Source organism: Rahnella sp. NRRL B-41462 (assembly GCF_003263525.1).
Taxonomy (GTDB): Bacteria; Pseudomonadota; Gammaproteobacteria; order Enterobacterales; family Enterobacteriaceae; genus Rahnella; species Rahnella aceris.
On sequence record NZ_JYDF01000082.1, the window covers coordinates 20,096 to 38,481 of the forward strand.

The window sequence follows — 18,386 nt, forward strand, 5'->3', positions numbered from 1 at the left end:
TCAGGCGAAATATTGCAGCATGGCCGCAATCACGACGCGCTGCGTGTCATCGGTCATGTTGTAAAACAACGGTAAACGCACCAGCCGCTCACTCTCTTTTGTCGTGAAACGATCGACACCCGCGAAACGACCAAAATTTTCGCCCGCCGGACAAGCATGCAGCGGGATGTAATGGAATACGGTGAGAATATCGGCCGCTTTCATGTGACGAATAAAGGCATCGCGGTCGTCGATATCGTTCAGGCGCACATAGAACATATGGGCGTTTTGCACACAATCTTGTGGAACCGAAGGCAACTGAATGCGGCCTGCATCGGCCAGATCCTGCAACACCTCATAATACTGATTCCAGATTGCCAGACGGCGCTGATTAATCTTTTCAGCCGCATCCAGATTTCCCCACAGATACGCAGCCTGCAAATCGGACATCAGATAGCTGGAACCAATGTCGCGCCAGGTGTATTTATCCACCTGACCGCGGAAGAACTGACTGCGGTTAGTGCCTTTTTCGCGAATGATTTCAGCACGGTCAATCAGCGCCGGATCGTTAATCAGCGTTGCCCCGCCTTCGCCACCCGCCGTGTAATTCTTGGTTTCGTGAAAACTGAAACAGCCGATATGACCTATAGTGCCCAGCGCTTTGCCTTTGTAGGTCGACATCACGCCCTGCGCGGCATCTTCCACCACAAACAGATGATGTTTTTCGGCGAGTGCCATAATGGTGTCCATTTCACAGGCCACGCCCGCGTAATGCACCGGGACAATCACTTTCGTTTTCTCCGTGATAGCCGCTTCAATCAGGGTTTCATCAATATTCATGGTATCCGGGCGGACATCCACAAACACAATCTTCGCACCGCGCAAAACGAACGCATTGGCCGTCGAAACAAACGTGAAGCTCGGCATAATCACTTCGTCGCCGGGCTGAATATCCAGCAGCAACGCGGCCATTTCCAGCGAGGCCGTACAGGACGGCGTGAGCAAAACTTTCGGACAGTTGAAACGCTGTTCAAACCATTTCTGGCAGCGCAGGGTAAACCCGCCGTCACCGCACAGTTTGCCGCTGTTCATCGCCTCGCGCATGAAATCAATTTCAGTACCCGCAATCGGTGGCGCATTAAAAGGGATCATCGTTTCACCTGTACAACCAGTACGCCGTGCGGATAACTTTGCCACCGCTGGCGAGATAAAGATTTAAGGCCGCGATATTGCCGGTTTGCGTGGCCACATACATTCGCGACACGCCCTGTTCAGCACACCATTTTTTCGCAGCCGCCATTAACTTTTTGCCCGCTCCCTGCCCCTGATATTCAGGTCTGACAGCCAGCAGGCCAATTCTTGCTTCGTCTTGCGAAATACGACGCAAGGTGACAAAACCCAGCGCATTGCCCTGCTCGTCATCGGCCCAAAGACAAAGATGGTCGAACGTACCCAGCACCGCCTTTTCCGACCACATCGCATAGAAACGGGCGCTGTCATCAGGCTGATACCAGGGCGCGCGAAAACGGCTGAGATGAAAAGCCTGACGGGCAATCGCGGTCACATCCGCAATATTGTCCGGTACCGCCAGACGCCCGGCCGTCAGCGCATTATCTTGCGTCGTCACCGCGACACAAATGTCCGTTTCACCTTCTGCCAGCCGGAAACCCAGCGCAGAAAGTGCGTCCAGCGTGTGCGTTTGTGACGCATCCACTTTCGACTGCACCAGCGCATATTGTTCCAGCCTCTGCGGCGTGATTTCACCGGCAGAGGCCTCTGGCGTCAGACGCGCACTGTTGAGCTGGAAGAAATCACTCTCCCATTCGAGCGGGGCGATATTGCCGTGCAAAGGCAGGTTTATCGCCATACGCCTTTGGTATCCACAATCCATGACTGCCGGACCTGATCAGCAGGGATCGCTTTAAACGGCTTGTGATCGACTAACATCACCAGCAGATCGGCTTCTGCCAGCGCGCGATCAAGGGGATGTAACGTCACTTTGTCCGCCAGAGAAGCAGGAAGCTGATGCACATTAGGCTCAACCGCCCAGGTTTCTCCGGCGTGCCAGTCGGCAATCAGGTGCGTCACTTCCACTGCCGGGCTTTCACGGAGATCGTCAATATTCGGTTTAAACGCCAGACCAAAGCAGGCGATTTTGATGTCGGCTGCACGTTTGCCCGTGGTAGTCAGGCAATCTGCCAGTGCCGCTTTCACGCGCTCCACCACCCAGTGCGGTTTGCTGTCGTTCACTTCACGCGCCGTGCGGATAATTCTTGCCAGCTCAGGGTTTTGCGCAACAATGAACCACGGATCAACCGCAATACAATGCCCGCCCACACCCGGACCCGGCTGCAAAATATTTACCCGTGGATGGCGGTTCGCCAGGCTGATCAGTTCCCAGACGTTAATGCCCTGCGCATCGCAAATCAGCGACAATTCATTAGCAAAGGCAATGTTTACGTCGCGGAAACTGTTTTCCGTCAGCTTGCACATTTCGGCAGTGCGGGAGTGGGTAATAACACATTCGCCTTCGAGAAAAATGTTATACAAATCGCTGGCACGCCGTGAACAAACTGATGTCATGCCGCCAATCACGCGGTCATTTTTAATCAGTTCAACCATCACCTGCCCTGGCAACACGCGCTCCGGGCAATAGGCAATATTGATATCGGATTGCTCACCGGCCTGCTGAGGGAAGCTCAGGTCAGGGCGGACTTCTGCCAGCCAGGCGGCCATTTGCTCTGTCGCACCCACTGGTGACGTGGACTCCAGAATGATCAGATCGCCTTTTTTCAGAACCGGCGCCAGAGAACGTGCAGCAGATTCGACGAATTTCATATCCGGTAAATGATCGCCCTTAAATGGCGTCGGGACAGCGATCAGGAAAGCATCCGCAGGTTCAGGCTGAGTCACTGCCCGCAAAAATCCCGCATCAACCGCCTGTCTGACCAGAAGGTCGAGATCGGGTTCAACAATGTGGATCGCACCGCGGTTAATCGTCTCCACGGCATGCTGATTGATATCAACACCCACCACCTTTTTCTGGCGTGAGGCAAAAGCGGCGGCGGTTGGCAGACCGATGTAGCCCAGTCCGATAACAGAGATAGTGTTAAAACTCATTGTGATACCCAATGATTTTTCAATGCGTCAAGAATGTGGCGGCAGGCATGCCCGTCGCCGTAAGGATTGTGCGCCCGGCTCATGCTGTTGTATTCGTTTTCATCGTTCAGCAGACGGTTCACTTCCTCGACTATTTTAGCGGGATTTGTACCCACCAGCCGGACTGTTCCGGCATCAACCGCTTCCGGACGTTCTGTGGTTTCACGCATCACCAGCACGGGCTTGCCCAGTGAAGGCGCTTCTTCCTGCACGCCGCCGGAGTCGGTCAGGATCAGATAGGCTTTATCCATCAGATAAACGAACGGCAGATAATCCTGAGGATCAATCAGCACGATATTGTCGATGCTTTGCAGAATGCGGTTCACCGGCTCGCTGACATTGGGGTTGAGATGCACCGGATAAACAATTTGTACATCAGGGTGCTTGCACGCAATTTCCGCCAGGGCCGAGCAAATCCGCTCAAAGCCTTCGCCAAAACTTTCACGGCGGTGGCCCGTCACCAAAATCAGCTTTTTGTTCGCATCAAGAAATGGATAGTTATCAGCCAGTTGCTGGGCCAGCGAGGCATCGCTGTTAAAGCGGTCGCGAACCCAGAGCAGTGCATCAATCACCGTATTTCCAGTGACAAAAATATTCTCTCCGGCAATATTTTCCCGCTGCAAATTGGCACTGGCATTCTCGGTGGGCGCAAAGTGCCATTTCGCCAGATGACCTGTTAACAGGCGATTGCCTTCTTCCGGCCACGGAGAAGACAGATCTCCGGTACGCAGGCCTGCTTCAACATGCCCGACGGGGATCTGGTGATAAAACGCCGCAAGGCTGGCAGATAACGTCGTGGTGGTATCACCGTGAACCAGCACAATGTCAGGCCTGAACTCATCCAGAACAGGCTTAAGCCCGGTCAGGATCCGGCTGGTAATTTCTGTCAGACCCTGCCCTGGTTTCATGATGTTGAGATCATAATCCGGAGTAATTTCAAAGAGGCGCAATACTTGATCGAGCATTTCACGGTGTTGAGCCGTAACACAAACTTTAGATTCAAAAGCCGCATCCTGCGACAAAGCAAGCACCAGCGGGGCCATTTTGATGGCCTCCGGACGAGTGCCAAAAATCGTCAACACTTTCACAATGTGTTTCTCTTATTTTTACGGCGAGTCAGGGCAACGCCAGCCCCGATTAAACCACCGACAATGCCCCACATAATCATCAGTAATGCCCGGCGCGGGCTGTCACGTTTTACAGGTTCTTCAGGCGTTCTCAAATAACGATAAGTCTGGAATTTTGCCGTAAGCGTTGGCCCGACGTTGAGGGTCGACAGCATCGCACGGTTCTGATCGTAGTCCAGATCATATCCCGGACCGGATGCTTGCAGTAATTCAAGACGGGCCTTGAGCATGGGCACACCCAGCAGGAACATATCGGAATCCGGTAATTCTTCAGCGGGGGTGTCAGTCACACTTTTATGAATGTTTTGCTGCTGAGCAATCTTCAGTGCCTGCTCAGTATTATGCGTGGTGCGCTTGAAAATAGTCTGAGCAACTTCTTCCTGACGTTTGACCTGCGCTTTCATTGACTGCGTTCGTGCCGCCCACGCACCTTCCAGTTCATCATACAGATGCTGTGCAGCACGCTGGCTGGCAAAATCGACATACTGGCGTAAAAGCTTATTAGCATCAGCGGCGTTTTCCGCAGTGAGTTTCACAATATCGTTCGGCACTTTCGGTACATCACGGGCAGTAAACTGAATGTCATTGATCATTTCATCCAGCAAAACGGCATCAGCACGCGCATCATTTTCCTGACGTTGCTTGTAATAAGGGCTATGCAGCCAGAAATCCCGGCGGGTGTCATAAGCCGCGAGTTGCATGACAAACTCGTTGTAGGCTTCATCAGAAATGGGTGGCCTGCTGGCGTCTGACTGCGGCGCGTTATGCACATCCAAATTACGCAGAAACTGTGCCTGCGAGAAATAGGACGAAAGATTATTGACCGTAGGTCGATCCGTGATCGCCGTGGAACTCCACTCCTGTTTCATCAGGTAAGACGAACCCAGGGCGATTAAGGCAAAGAGTATCGCCAGACCTGCAATCCAGAATTTTCCGTTCCATAAAGTGCAGCACAACCCACGGATATCAAGCTCGTTCTCGATGGCGTGTTCGTTCTGGTTTCTCATCATTTCTGGTTTATCCACAGCCAGTATGCCCTTGCTTAAAAGAGTGATTATTGATTAGAGGAACGGCGCAAACGTCTTTTAACCCGTTTAATAAACCGCGCCACGCGCCAGGCGTGCTTGATGCAAATGCCGTACACCAGGAAGGCAACGAAGAATAAAGCCAGCATTATCCATTCGGGAACAAAACTCAGATGTTCGCCCACCACGCCAATCCCCGCCAGAATGGCGGCAGCGACGGTAATTAAGACGAAAGCCTGGCGAGAAGTAAAACCTGCACGCATGATCAAATGATGAATGTGCTGACGATCCGCTGAGAACGGGCTCATTCCTTTGCGAAGGCGTCGGTACATGATGGCAACCATGTCCATCAGGGGAATAGCGATAAGCCAAAGTGCCGTCACCGGATTCATCGGATGAGATTCACCTTGCGTACTTTGCAGGAGGATCCAGATGACAGTAAACCCTATCAGCGTGCTGCCAGCGTCACCCATAAAGACTTTGTAACGGGGCCCTAAAACACCCAGATTGAGTAAAATATAGGGGATGATCGCGGCAATCATCGCGAAGCACCAGAACGCGAGTTCCATGTGTCCGCTGTCGTACATGATAATGCCTAACGAACCAAAGCTGACACAAGACAAGCCACCCAGTAAGCCATCAATACCGTCGACCATGTTGAAGGCATTAATAGCAGCCCAAACGGCAAACAGGGTGACAAGATAGCCAAACGGGCCTAATACCATTTCCCAGGGACCAATCAGATGTCCGAGGCTGCGAAGGGTGAGGTTAGCAAAACTCATCATCGCAACAGCGACCACAGCCTGAACCATCGCCCGGGTTTTGACACTGATATCGAAACGGTCATCCAGACCACCGACTAATACCAGTAGTCCGGCGCAGGCAAGGTAAAGATAGCCATGGGGGATGGTATAACTGGTGATCAGAAAGGCAAAGCAAACGCCAGCAAATACAGAGATCCCACCCACCAGTGGGATCAGTCCCTGGTGACGCTTACGAAAATTTGGCTTATCAACAAGTCCGATTTTATTCGCTACCTTCCGGGCAACGAATAAAAAGAGGAATGAAAATACGAAAACAACAGCTAGCTCAGTACTCATATTGAGTAAATTCACAGTTAAGAATTCTCTTCTGCAAAAATAAGGTGTGTGGAGTCGAAAGCATCATAAACCTCACAGCCTTAAATCATATCCTATGGTGGCAGTTATGGTTTTGTCTCGGGCAAGACCTTATCTGCTGCCATTTCTTGGGCAATCAACCGACAAAGTAAAGAAAGGGCACGTGGAAAACCATCAGCTATTATCCGAATAGTCTGACAATCTTCCCAAAGTAGCATTATGGTAGCCACCAAAAGCAAAAAACGCCACGACTGTGCGTGGCGTTGATCTGACGTTACACCAAATTACGAACGTTTCATCATGTCGAAGAAGTCGTCATTTGTCTTAGTCATTGCAAGCTTGTTGATGAGGAATTCCATCGCATCAATCTCACCCATCGGATGAATGATTTTACGCAGGATCCACATTTTTTGCAGTTCTTCAGAAGTGGTCAACAGCTCTTCTTTACGGGTACCAGAGCGGTTGTAGTCGATGGCAGGGAATACACGTTTTTCAGCGATTTTACGCGCCAGATGTAATTCCATGTTACCGGTACCTTTAAATTCTTCATAGATAACTTCATCCATTTTAGAACCGGTATCGACCAGCGCAGTAGCGATGATGGTCAGGCTGCCGCCCTCTTCCACGTTACGCGCAGCACCGAAGAAACGTTTTGGACGGTGCAAGGCGTTGGCGTCCACACCACCGGTCAGTACCTTGCCTGAAGCCGGTACCACGGTATTGTAAGCACGTGCCAGGCGGGTAATGGAGTCCAGCAGAATGATCACATCTTTCTTATGCTCAACCAGACGCTTCGCCTTCTCGATCACCATTTCGGCGACCTGAACGTGTCGGGATGCCGGTTCGTCAAAGGTGGAAGCGATAACTTCGCCTTTCACCAGACGCTGCATCTCGGTCACTTCTTCCGGACGTTCGTCAATCAGCAGAACCATCAGTACGCAATCAGGGTGGTTATACGCAATGCTGGTCGCGATGTTTTGCAGCAGCATGGTTTTACCGGCTTTCGGCGGCGCAACAATCAGACCACGTTGGCCACGGCCAATTGGAGACGCTAAGTCCAGTACGCGAGCGGTCAAATCTTCTGTTGAACCGTTACCCCGTTCCATACGCAGACGTGAATTTGCGTGCAGAGGGGTTAAGTTTTCAAACAGGATTTTGCTGCGGGCGTTTTCTGGTTTGTCGTAGTTAACTTCGTTAACTTTCAACAGGGCAAAATAACGTTCACCTTCTTTAGGTGGGCGGATTTTACCGGAAATGGTGTCGCCAGTACGAAGGTTGAAGCGGCGGATTTGGCTTGGAGATACGTAGATGTCGTCGGGGCCTGCGAGGTAGGAACTGTCTCCGGAGCGGAGGAAACCAAATCCATCCTGCAATATCTCCAGTACGCCATCACCGAAGATGTCTTCTCCGCTTTTCGCATGCTGCTTCAATATTGAAAAGATAATGTCTTGCTTGCGCATGCGGGCCTGGTTTTCCAGTCCCATATTTTCGCCGAGTGCAATCAGGTCAGAGACCGGCGTATTCTTTAATTCGGTAAGATTCATAATGGTGGGTTCTTAAACTCGGGGTATGTCTCGAACATCTGTCGTGAATGGGTATGGCAGGGTCATCCATGCCTGTTTATTGTATGACACTTAAATAACAGCCCGGAAATCCAGCCGCAGGTAGTCGCTCGCGGGCGATTCTTGAGGGATAGTGCTGATATTGAAGGTGTCTTAAAGCCGATTTTGTCAAAACCGTTAGATGGTCAAGCACAGTGCCAGTTCAATTTAATTATTATTCAAAGAAACTTTATAGGCAGATGTTTTTGACACAACAGAGTAAAACGTAAGAATCAAACTACAGGTAAGCTCTATTTGCAGTAAGCGTAAACTTAGCACGCTTCTTGACAGGCGTCTAGCGGACAATGTGAAAAACACGACAGCCCGCTAAACACCTGGCTTGGGTCATCCCGACCGATTACAGATTAGCTGTTAAGAACTCTTTCAGCTGACCTTTCGACAGTGCGCCAACTTTAGTTGCTGCGACTTCGCCGCCTTTAAATAACAGCAGGGTAGGAATACCACGGATGCCGTATTTAGGCGCAGTACCTGGGTTTTCGTCGATATTCAGTTTCGCGATGGTCAGCTTGCCTTCGAACTCAGTGGCAATTTCATCCAGAATTGGAGCGATCATCTTACATGGTCCGCACCACTCTGCCCAAAAATCGACCAGCACCAGCCCTTCGGCTTTCAATACGTCGTTGTCGAAACTGTCATCGGTCAGGTGAATAATTTTATCGCTCATGTTTACTCCAAAGGATTATCTTTACCTTGTTGATGTAGCATTAACCAACATCAGGTTGACTTTATTTCACCGGATACGCTTTCGTAAAGCAATAGTTAGCTGATATTCTACCACACTATGAGCAAAACACACTTGACCGAACAGAAGTTTTCCGACTTCGCCCTGCACCCGCTGGCAGTAGAAGCCCTTGAAAAGAAAGGGTTCCATTACTGTACTCCTATTCAGGCATTGGCATTGCCAATCACGCTCGCTGGGCGTGATGTTGCAGGTCAGGCGCAAACCGGTACCGGCAAGACGCTGGCTTTTTTAGCGTCTACTTTCCATTATCTGCTTTCTCACCCTGCTGCGGAAGGTCGTCAGACTAACCAGCCGCGTGCCTTGATCATGGCACCTACGCGTGAACTCGCGGTGCAGATTCACTCCGACGCCGAAGCATTATCTGAATCTACCGGGCTGAAATTAGGTCTGGCGTATGGCGGCGACGGTTACGACAAACAGCTTAAAGTGCTGGAAAGCGGCGTGGACATCCTGATCGGAACCACCGGCCGTTTAATCGATTACACTAAACAGAACCACATCGACCTGGGCGCGATCCAGGTGGTGGTACTGGATGAAGCAGACCGTATGTTCGATCTGGGCTTCATCAAAGATATCCGCTGGTTGTTCCGCCGGATGCCTCCTGCTAATCAACGCCTGAACATGCTGTTCTCAGCAACGCTTTCCTATCGTGTGAAAGAACTGGCGTTCGAAAACATGAATAATGCCGAGTCGATTGAGATCGAACCGGAACAAAAAACGGGCCACCGTATTCAGGAAGAGCTGTTCTATCCTTCAAATGAAGAAAAAATGCGCCTGTTACAGACGCTGATTGAAGAGGAATGGCCGGATCGTTGCATTATTTTTGCAAACACCAAACACCGTTGTGAAGATGTCTGGGGCCATCTGGCTGCCGACGGACACCGCGTCGGTTTGCTGACCGGTGACGTCCCGCAGAAAAAACGCCTTCGCGTTCTGGAAGACTTCACTAAAGGCACGCTGGATATTCTGGTTGCGACCGACGTTGCTGCCCGTGGTTTGCACATTCCTGCCGTGACACACGTCTTTAACTATGACTTGCCTGACGACTGTGAAGACTACGTGCATCGCATTGGTCGTACCGGCCGTGCGGGTCTGAGTGGTCATTCCATCAGCCTGGCGTGTGAAGAATATGCCCTGAATCTGCCAGCGATAGAAACCTATACCGGCCACAGCATTCCGGTGAGTAAATACAACAGCGATGCGCTGTTAACTGATTTGCCTCCTGCAAAACGTCTTGCCCGCTCGCGCACCGGTAACGGCCCGCGCCGCAACAGTAATTCGTCTTCACGTCGCAGCAGTGCACCACGTAGCAACCGTAAACGTCCGGGCTGATAACCTATGTTAAGTTCCACCTCACTGTATGCAGCGATTGATCTGGGCTCTAACAGCTTTCACATGCTGGTTGTTCGTGAGGTGGCAGGCAGTATCCAGACCCTCGCCAGAATTAAGCGCAAAGTGCGTCTGGCAGCCGGTCTGGATAAACAAAACCTGCTTTCTCAGGAAGCGATGCAGCGTGGCTGGCAATGTCTGAAACTATTTTCTGAAAGATTGCAGGATATCCCGCGCGACCAAATTCGTGTGGTTGCCACCGCAACGCTGCGTCTTGCCAGCAATGCCGATGAGTTTCTGGGTAAAGCTCAGGCAATTCTCGGTTGCCCGATTCAGGTCATTACCGGTGAAGAAGAAGCACGTCTGATTTATCACGGCGTTGCTCACACCACGGGCGGGCCAGATAAACGTCTGGTGGTCGATATTGGTGGTGGCAGCACCGAACTGGTGACCGGCATTGGGGCTCAGGCCACCACGCTTTATAGCCTTTCGATGGGCTGCGTCACCTGGCTCGAGCAGTATTTTGCAGATCGAAATCTGGCAAAAGAAAACTTTGATCAGGCTGAACAGGCTGCGACCGACATGATCCTTCCTGTGGCACCTGAGCTGATTGCCAATGGCTGGCAGATTTGTGTCGGCGCTTCAGGTACCGTGCAAGCCTTGCAGGAAATCATGGTCGCTCAGGGCATGGATGAACGCATCACACTGCCTAAACTTCAGCAGCTCAAACAGCGCGCCATTCAGTGCGGCAAGCTGGAAGAACTGGAGATTGAAGGTCTGACCCTTGAACGTGCGCTGGTTTTCCCGAGCGGACTGTCTATTCTGATCGCCATTTTCAAAACGCTGAACATCGAGATGATGACACTGGCGGGTGGTGCACTGCGTGAAGGTCTGGTTTACGGCATGCTGCATTTGCCGATCGAGCAGGATATCCGTCAGCGTACGCTGCGTAATCTGCAACGCCGTTATCTGCTGGATAACGAGCAGGCCGAGCGTGTGGCGCAACTGGCCGAGAACTTTTCGCTGCAGGTGGCTCAGGAATGGAAGCTGGATGCCCGTGCCCGTGAACTGCTCAACAGTGCCTGCCTGATCCACGAAATTGGGCTGAGTGTCGATTTCAAGAAAGCACCGCATCACGCAGCCTATCTGATCCGTCATCTGGATTTACCGGGTTTCACGCCAGCACAGAAAAAACTGCTGGCGACGTTACTGCAAAACCAGAACAACATGCTCGATTTACCGTTGCTCAATGAGCAAAACGCCGTGCCGCCGCGTCAGGCACAACGTCTTTGTCGTATTCTGCGCCTGGCGATTATATTTGCCAGCCGTCGTCGCGACGACACACTGCCGGCTGTGCGTTTACGTGCTAATGATGATGAACTGAGTGTGATTGTGCCGCAGGGCTGGCTGGAACAGCATCCTTTGCGCGCTGAAGAATTAGAGCAGGAAAGCCACTGGCAAAGTTATGTCCACTGGCCGCTGTTTGTCGAAGAACAGTAATGAGCAGTTGTAAAACGTTAGAAAAGCAGAGACCTGATTCATCAGCCTCTGCTTTTTTAATGGCTCATGCTTAATGGCTAATTGCCGCCTTTCGCTTTCGCCAGTTGCTCGCGAATTTTCTCCAGATGGCTTTGCCCTTTCACCATGCGTTCCTGCGCACTTACCACTTTGCGTTCGCTTTCCCAGGCCAGGTCATCCTGCGGTAACTCCAGCAGGAAGCGGCTCGGTTCCGGACGGATCAGCTCGCCGTACTGACGGCGTTCGCGACAGAGTGTAAACGTCAGCTCTTTTTGTGCCCGGGTAATCCCCACATAAGCCAGACGCCGCTCTTCATCCACGTTGTCTTCATCGATACTGCTCTGATGCGGCAGCAAACCTTCTTCCATACCGACCAGATACACATACGGGAACTCCAGCCCTTTCGAAGCATGCAGCGTCATCAGCTGAACCTGGTCCAGCTCTTCGTCGTTCTCACCGCGTTCCATCATGTCACGCAGCGTGAAGCGGGTGACCACCTGCGTGAGCGTCATTGGCTCATCCAGATCGGTACCCTCAAGCATTTCCGTCATCCAGCTGAACAGCTGATTAACGTTTTTCATGCGCATTTCAGCCGCTTTCGGGCTTGGCGAGGTTTCAAACAGCCAGCTTTCATAGTCAACGCCGTGGATCAAATCCCGGACAGCCGCAACCGGCTCACGTTCGGCCAGCTCAGAGATATTGCCCATCCAGTGCGTGAAACGTTGCAGGGATTCCAGCCCGCGTCCGGTCAGAGACTGGCTCAGCCCCATATCAAAACTGGCTTTGAACAGCCCTTTGTTGCGCTGATTGGCCCACTCCCCCAGTTTCTGCAGGGTGGCCGCGCCGATTTCACGACGTGGCGTGTTAACGATGCGCAGGAATGCGCTGTCGTCGTCCGGATTGGTCAGCACACGCAAATAGGCCAGCAGATCTTTAATCTCCGGTCGGGAGAAGAAGGACGTGCCGCCGGAAATCCGGTACGGGATGCGGTTTTGCATCAGCATTTTTTCAAACAAACGCGACTGGTGGTTACCACGGTACAAAATCGCGTAATCGCCATAAGCGGTTTTGTTGATGAAATGATGAGCAATTAGCTCACCGACCACCCGCTCGGATTCATGATCTTCATTATTCGCCGTCACGACCTTCAGCGTTTCGCCATAAGCCAGTTCAGAGAACAAGCGCTTCTCGAACACATGCGGATTATTGGCAATCAGAATGTTGGCGGCTTTCAGAATGCGCTGGGTGGAACGGTAATTTTGCTCAAGTTTGATGACCTGTAACTGCGGGAAGTCTTCTTTCAGCAGCACCAGGTTTTGCGGTCGAGCACCGCGCCAGGAGTAAATCGACTGGTCATCGTCACCAACAACGGTGAAACGTGCGCGGTTGCCAACCAGCAATTTCACCATCATGTACTGGCTGGTGTTAGTGTCCTGATATTCATCGACCAGCAGATAACGCAACTTGTTCTGCCAGCGTTCACGCACTTCTTCATTACTTTGCAGCAGTAACGTAGGCAACAGGATCAGGTCATCGAAGTCGAGAATATTACACGCGCGCATATGATCGTGATAAAGGCTGTAGCAGTGCGCAAAGATTTGATCACGTTCAGATCGCGCCAGCCCGGCGGCATGCGAAGGATCAACCAGATCGTTTTTCCAGTTGGAGATCGTGGAAACCAACTGCTGCAATAATGTTTTATCGTTCTCCAGCCATTTTTCGCTCAGCTCTTTCAGCAGCGCCAGCTGGTCCTGATCATCAAATAAAGAGAAGTTAGATTTCATCCCCAGGGCAGCAAATTCGCGTTTGATGATTTCCAGCCCGAGCGTGTGGAACGTTGCAATAAGCAAGCCCCGCGCTTCTTTGCGACCGAGGGTTTGTGCAACACGCTCTTTCATTTCACGCGCGGCTTTATTGGTAAAGGTGACAGCCGCAATGTGACGTGCCTGATAGCCACATTCACGGATCAGGTGTGCGATTTTATTGGTAATTACACGGGTTTTACCGGAGCCAGCCCCCGCCAGAACCAGGCAGGGTCCGGTGACGAATTCGACGGCGTGTTGTTGGCTGGGGTTTAATCGCATGGCGTATTTTTGCTCACCTGATAGACAAGGACGGCGATTGTAGCAGAAACATCGCCTGAGATTGACAGGCTTTAAGGCGCAATTTGTGATGTATGGAATGCAGGCCGGATTCCCCCCGCAGTGTTTCAGATGTTACATTACGCCTCTGGAAACACTCTCGCAAAAAGGTCTTATCATGGCAAAAACTGCCGCAGCAATGCATATCCTGGTAAAGGAAGAAGCACAGGCACTTGATCTTCTGGAACAACTGAAGAACGGTGGCGATTTTGAGAAACTGGCTAAAAAACATTCTACCTGTCCGTCAGGCAAGAAAGGCGGCCATTTAGGTGAATTCAAGCAAGGCGCAATGGTGCCAGCTTTCGATAAAGTGGTTTTCTCTGCGCCGCTGATCGAGCCACAGGGCCCGCTGCACACTCAGTTCGGTTACCACATCATTAAGATTTTGTACCGCAACTAAGTTCTGCCTCAGACAGAACCAAAAGAAAGGGCACCGCATTTTCATGCAGTGCCCTTTTTATTTCTATTTCATACCTGAGGGTTAATGAATTAACTCGCTACAGCAATGCGTTTCATATCGGTCATATAGCCACGCAGGGTGCGGCCGATGGACTCAATCGGGTGATTGCGAATCGCTTCGTTAACATCGCGCAGCTGCGCGTTATCAACCTGAGTTTCGGCAACTGATTTGCCCAAATCGCCTGCCTGCAGAGTGGTCATGAACTCTTTCAGCAACGGTACAGCAGCGTTAGCGAACAGGTAGTTACCGTATTCAGCCGTATCGGAGATTACCACGTTCATTTCGTACAGACGCTTACGTGCAACGGTGTTGGCGATCAGCGGCAGTTCGTGCAGTGATTCGTAGTAAGCAGATTCTTCGATGATGCCGGAAGCTACCATGGTTTCGAAAGCCAGCTCAACACCTGCTTTCACCATCGCAATCATCACAACACCGTGGTCGAAGTATTCCTGCTCGGAGATTTTACCTTCGAACTGTGGCGCGTTTTCGAATGCGGTTGCGCCCGTCTCTTCACGCCACGTCAGCAGTTTCTTATCGTCGTTCGCCCAGTCAGCCATCATGCCGCTGGAGAATTCGCCAGAGATGATGTCGTCCATATGTTTCTGGAACAGCGGCGCCATGATCTCTTTCAGTTGTTCGGACAGCGCATAAGCACGCAGTTTCGCCGGGTTAGACAGTCTGTCCATCATCAGCGTGATGCCGCCTTGTTTCAGCGCTTCGGTGATGGTTTCCCAGCCGAACTGCAGCAGTTTTTCTGCGTAAGCTTCATCAACGCCGTCAGCAACCAGTTTGTCGAAGCACAGCAGAGAACCCGCCTGCAACATGCCGCACAGGATAGTCTGCTCGCCCATCAGGTCAGATTTCACTTCGGCAACGAAGGAAGATTGCAGAACACCTGCACGATGGCCGCCGGTTGCTGCTGCCCAGGCTTTAGCGATCGCCATGCCTTCGCCTTTCGGGTCGTTTTCCGGGTGAACGGCGATCAGTGTTGGTACACCGAAACCACGTTTGTATTCTTCACGCACTTCGGTACCCGGGCATTTCGGCGCAACCATCACCACGGTGATGTCTTTACGGATTTGCTCGCCCACTTCAACGATGTTGAAGCCGTGGGAATAGCCCAGTGTTGCACCGTCTTTCATCAGAGGCTGAACCGCTTTCACTACCGCGCTGTGCTGTTTGTCTGGTGTCAGGTTAATAACCAGATCTGCCTGCGGGATCAGTTCTTCGTAAGTACCGACTTTAAAGCCGTTTTCGGTCGCTTTACGCCATGAAGCACGCTTCTCAGCAATCGCTTCTGCACGCAGGGTGTAGGACACATCCAGACCGGAATCACGCATGTTCAGCCCCTGGTTCAGGCCCTGTGCGCCACAGCCTACAATCACCACTTTTTTACCTTTGAGGTAGCTGGCTTCGTCCGCGAATTCATCGCGACCCATAAAGCGGCATTTGCCCAGTTGTGCCAGCTGCTGACGCAGGTTCAGTGTGTTGAAATAGTTAGCCATGTCTTGCTCCGTTCTATCGAGGTAAGTGCTGTTATTTTTTGTTTCACCGGTGAGCCGGTGAACGCCGTGAATTCACTATATGTCATGTGACACATTGCTTAAATTGATATATTACGAAGATGACGTTGCAAATTATGCAATATACTTAGCCTGTCATCTGTGAAACCAAAGAGCCGGATATTCTTTATGGACTTACGTGATCTGAAACTGTTTTTACATCTGGCGGAAAGCCGCCATTTTGGCCGTTCGTCGAAGGCGATGCATGTCAGCCCGTCCACGTTGTCACGCCAGATCCAGCGGCTGGAAGAAGAACTCGGCCAGCCGTTATTTCAGCGTGATAACCGCACCGTGCAACTGACCAGTGCCGGTGAACAACTCAAAAACTTTGCCCAGCAGACGCTGCTGCATTACCAGCAACTGCGCAGCGGGCTGGATCAGCATGGCCCGACGCTGAGCGGCGAACTGCACCTGTTCTGCTCGGTGACGGCCGCCTACAGCCATTTGCCGCCAATCCTTGACCGCTTCCGTGCGCAGCATCCGCTGGTCGAAATCAAACTCACCACCGGCGACGCTGCGGATGCGGTTGAAAAAGTCCAGTCCACCGAAGCGGATCTGGCGATTGCCGGACGTCCGGAAAGTTTGCCAGGCAGCGTCGATTTCACGCAGATCGGCGAAATCCCGATGATCCTGATTTCTCCTTCCCTGCCCTGCGCCGTCCGCACCCAGGTCAGTGAGTCGCATCCGGACTGGTCACAAATTCCCTTCATCCTGCCGGAACATGGCCCGGCGCGAAAACGCATTGACGTCTGGTTCAAACGCAACCGCCTGAGCAATCCGCTGATTTATGCCACGGTATCCGGCCACGAAGCCATTGTATCGATGGTCGCGCTCGGCTGCGGCATCGCGCTGATCCCGTCCGTAGTGGTCGATAACAGCCCGGAACCGGTGCGCAACCGTATTTCCATTCTGGATAACATCACGCTCGGCGCGCCGCTGGAACTGGGCGTCTGCGTGCAAAGAAAACGCCTTAGCGAGCCACTGATCGACGCGTTCTGGCAGTTGCTCTGAACGTTTACAGAATAAAAAAGGGGCACTTTTCAGATGCCCCGTTTAGTTTTAGCCCGCCAGGAAGAAGCGGAACGCCGGATTATCACTTTCGTTGTGACAGTCATAACCCAGCGCCGACAGGTTCTGCTCGAACTCCGGCTCTTCCTCGTTCAGCTCAAACGCGGCCAGCACACGACCGAAATCGGTACCGTGACTGCGGTAATGGAACAGCGAAATATTCCAGTGCGTGCCCAGCGTATGCAGGAATTTCAGCAAAGCCCCCGGAGATTCCGGGAATTCAAAGCTGTAAAGCCGCTCGCGCAGAGGTTTGGTCGGACGCCCGCCCACCATGTAACGCACATGAAGTTTCGCCATTTCATCGTCGGACAGATCCACAACCTGATAACCGTCGTGATTCAGTTCGTCGATAATTTCCTGACGCTCTGCGTGACCGCGCGTCAGACGCACGCCCACAAAAATGCAGGCGTTGTCGGCATCGGCATAACGGTAGTTGAACTCTGTCACCGAACGGCCACCCAGCAACTGGCAAAACTTCAGGAAACTGCCTTTGCGCTCAGGAATGGTCACCGCCAGCAGCGCTTCGCGTTGCTCGCCCAGCTCACAGCGTTCCGACACATAACGCAGACCGTGGAAATTCACGTTCGCGCCGGAAAGCACATGCGCCAGTCGTTCGCCCTGAATATTGTGCTGCTGCACGTATTTCTTCAGTCCTGCCAGCGCCAGTGCGCCGGAAGGTTCGGCAATTGCACGCACGTCTTCGAACAAGTCTTTCACCGCGGCACAAATTGAATCGCTGTCGACGGTGATGACGTCATCAAGATATTCGCGACACAAGCGGAACGTTTCGTTGCCGATACGTTTCACCGCCACGCCTTCTGCGAACAAACCCACACGCGCCAGGTCGACCGGTTCACCGGCGTCCATTGCCGCGCGCAGACAGGCAGAATCTTCAGCTTCAACACCGATGACCTGAATCTGCGGCATCAGTTGTTTGATCAGCACGGCGACACCAGCGGCCAGACCGCCACCGCCGACAGGCACGAATACGCGGTCGAGATGCGCATCCTGTTGCAGCAACTCCATGGCCAGCGTGCCCTGCCCGGCAATCACCGCCGGATGATCAAATGGCGGCACAAAAGTCATGCCCTGTTCCTGCGACAGCGTGATCGCTTTGGCTTTCGCCTCATCGAAATTCGCGCCATGCAGCAACACTTCACCGCCAAAGTTACGCACGGCATCCACTTTGATATCCGCTGTGGCAACCGGCATCACAATCAGAGATTTGATGCCTTTTTTGGTCGCCGACAATGCAACACCCTGCGCGTGATTTCCCGCGGACGCAGTGATAACGCCACGCGCAGCCTGTTCTTCCGTCAGGCTGGCGATCATCGAATAGGCACCGCGCAGTTTAAAACTGTGGACGGCCTGACGATCCTCCCTCTTCACCAGAATGGTGTTACCCAACCGGGAAGAGATCTTTTCCATGACCTGCAAAGGCGTAACCTGTGCGACTTCATAAACCGGCGCACGCAGCACGGCACGCAGGTATTCTGCGCCGCACGGCTGGTCGGGTAGAGGTTGTGATACCGCCAT

The 18,386-nt window shown here is 52.3% G+C and carries 15 protein-coding genes; 4 read left to right on the top strand and 11 right to left on the bottom strand.

The features are described from left to right. The 8 genes from rffA to trxA form a co-directional block, all read right to left on the bottom strand. The gene (gene rffA, locus UC14_RS18880) at positions 1 to 1,131 is read right to left on the bottom strand and encodes a dTDP-4-amino-4,6-dideoxygalactose transaminase (protein WP_013577530.1); all 1,131 of its coding nucleotides are present in this window, start codon (positions 1,129 to 1,131) and stop codon (positions 1 to 3) included. A 4-nt stretch (positions 1,132 to 1,135) separates the two neighbouring features. After that, a complete protein-coding gene (gene rffC / locus UC14_RS18885) occupies positions 1,136 to 1,870 on the bottom strand; it encodes a dTDP-4-amino-4,6-dideoxy-D-galactose acyltransferase (protein WP_112198180.1) in 735 nt (244 codons plus the stop codon). Continuing rightward, complete coding sequence (wecC, locus tag UC14_RS18890; RefSeq protein WP_112198181.1) at positions 1,837 to 3,099, bottom strand: UDP-N-acetyl-D-mannosamine dehydrogenase; 1,263 nt, start codon at positions 3,097 to 3,099, stop codon at positions 1,837 to 1,839. The genes rffC and wecC overlap by 34 nt, the downstream gene beginning before the upstream one ends. After that, complete coding sequence (wecB, locus tag UC14_RS18895; protein ID WP_013577533.1) at positions 3,096 to 4,226, bottom strand: non-hydrolyzing UDP-N-acetylglucosamine 2-epimerase; 1,131 nt, start codon at positions 4,224 to 4,226, stop codon at positions 3,096 to 3,098. The genes wecC and wecB overlap by 4 nt, the downstream gene beginning before the upstream one ends. Next, positions 4,223 to 5,275 (bottom strand): ECA polysaccharide chain length modulation protein, encoded by a 1,053-nt coding sequence (gene wzzE / locus UC14_RS18900; RefSeq protein WP_013577534.1) that lies wholly within the window; start codon positions 5,273 to 5,275, stop codon positions 4,223 to 4,225. The genes wecB and wzzE overlap by 4 nt, the downstream gene beginning before the upstream one ends. Positions 5,276 to 5,319: 44 nt before the next feature. After that, positions 5,320 to 6,405 (bottom strand): UDP-N-acetylglucosamine--undecaprenyl-phosphate N-acetylglucosaminephosphotransferase, encoded by a 1,086-nt coding sequence (gene wecA, locus UC14_RS18905; protein ID WP_015690588.1) that lies wholly within the window; start codon positions 6,403 to 6,405, stop codon positions 5,320 to 5,322. A gap of 287 nt (positions 6,406 to 6,692) precedes the next feature. Beyond that, positions 6,693 to 7,952 carry a transcription termination factor Rho gene (gene rho, locus UC14_RS18910; RefSeq protein WP_013577536.1) on the bottom strand — a complete coding sequence of 420 codons (1,260 nt, stop codon included), beginning with the start codon at positions 7,950 to 7,952 and terminating at the stop codon, positions 6,693 to 6,695. 415 nt (positions 7,953 to 8,367) lie between these two features. Then, on the bottom strand, positions 8,368 to 8,694 hold the full coding sequence (gene trxA, locus UC14_RS18915) for a thioredoxin TrxA (protein ID WP_013577537.1): 327 nt from the start codon (positions 8,692 to 8,694) through the stop codon (positions 8,368 to 8,370). Positions 8,695 to 8,811: 117 nt separating this feature from the next. Between trxA and rhlB the strand changes: the two genes are divergently transcribed. Beyond that, positions 8,812 to 10,104, top strand: a complete 1,293-nt coding sequence (gene rhlB, locus UC14_RS18920; protein ID WP_013577538.1) for an ATP-dependent RNA helicase RhlB — start codon at positions 8,812 to 8,814, stop codon at positions 10,102 to 10,104. Between the two features lie 6 nt (positions 10,105 to 10,110). Continuing rightward, positions 10,111 to 11,601, top strand: a complete 1,491-nt coding sequence (gene gppA / locus UC14_RS18925) for a guanosine-5'-triphosphate,3'-diphosphate diphosphatase (protein ID WP_013577539.1) — start codon at positions 10,111 to 10,113, stop codon at positions 11,599 to 11,601. Positions 11,602 to 11,678: 77 nt separating this feature from the next. On the opposite strand, the gene rep is transcribed toward gppA, so the two are convergent. After that, complete coding sequence (gene rep, locus UC14_RS18930) at positions 11,679 to 13,703, bottom strand: DNA helicase Rep (protein WP_013577540.1); 2,025 nt, start codon at positions 13,701 to 13,703, stop codon at positions 11,679 to 11,681. A gap of 175 nt (positions 13,704 to 13,878) precedes the next feature. Here rep and ppiC point away from each other — a divergent pair, with 175 nt between their 5' ends. Continuing rightward, complete coding sequence (gene ppiC, locus UC14_RS18935) at positions 13,879 to 14,160, top strand: peptidylprolyl isomerase PpiC (RefSeq protein ID WP_015690589.1); 282 nt, start codon at positions 13,879 to 13,881, stop codon at positions 14,158 to 14,160. An 89-nt stretch (positions 14,161 to 14,249) separates the two neighbouring features. Here ppiC and ilvC read toward each other — a convergent pair whose 3' ends face one another. Continuing rightward, a complete protein-coding gene (ilvC, locus tag UC14_RS18940) occupies positions 14,250 to 15,725 on the bottom strand; it encodes a ketol-acid reductoisomerase (RefSeq protein WP_013577542.1) in 1,476 nt (491 codons plus the stop codon). 186 nt (positions 15,726 to 15,911) lie between these two features. Between ilvC and ilvY the strand changes: the two genes are divergently transcribed. Then, positions 15,912 to 16,793 carry an HTH-type transcriptional activator IlvY gene (gene ilvY, locus UC14_RS18945; RefSeq protein ID WP_112198182.1) on the top strand — a complete coding sequence of 294 codons (882 nt, stop codon included), beginning with the start codon at positions 15,912 to 15,914 and terminating at the stop codon, positions 16,791 to 16,793. A 48-nt stretch (positions 16,794 to 16,841) separates the two neighbouring features. Here the strand turns inward: ilvY and ilvA are convergent, their stop codons facing one another. Further along, entirely contained in the window at positions 16,842 to 18,386 is a 1,545-nt protein-coding gene (gene ilvA / locus UC14_RS18950) for a threonine ammonia-lyase, biosynthetic (RefSeq protein ID WP_013577544.1), read from the bottom strand.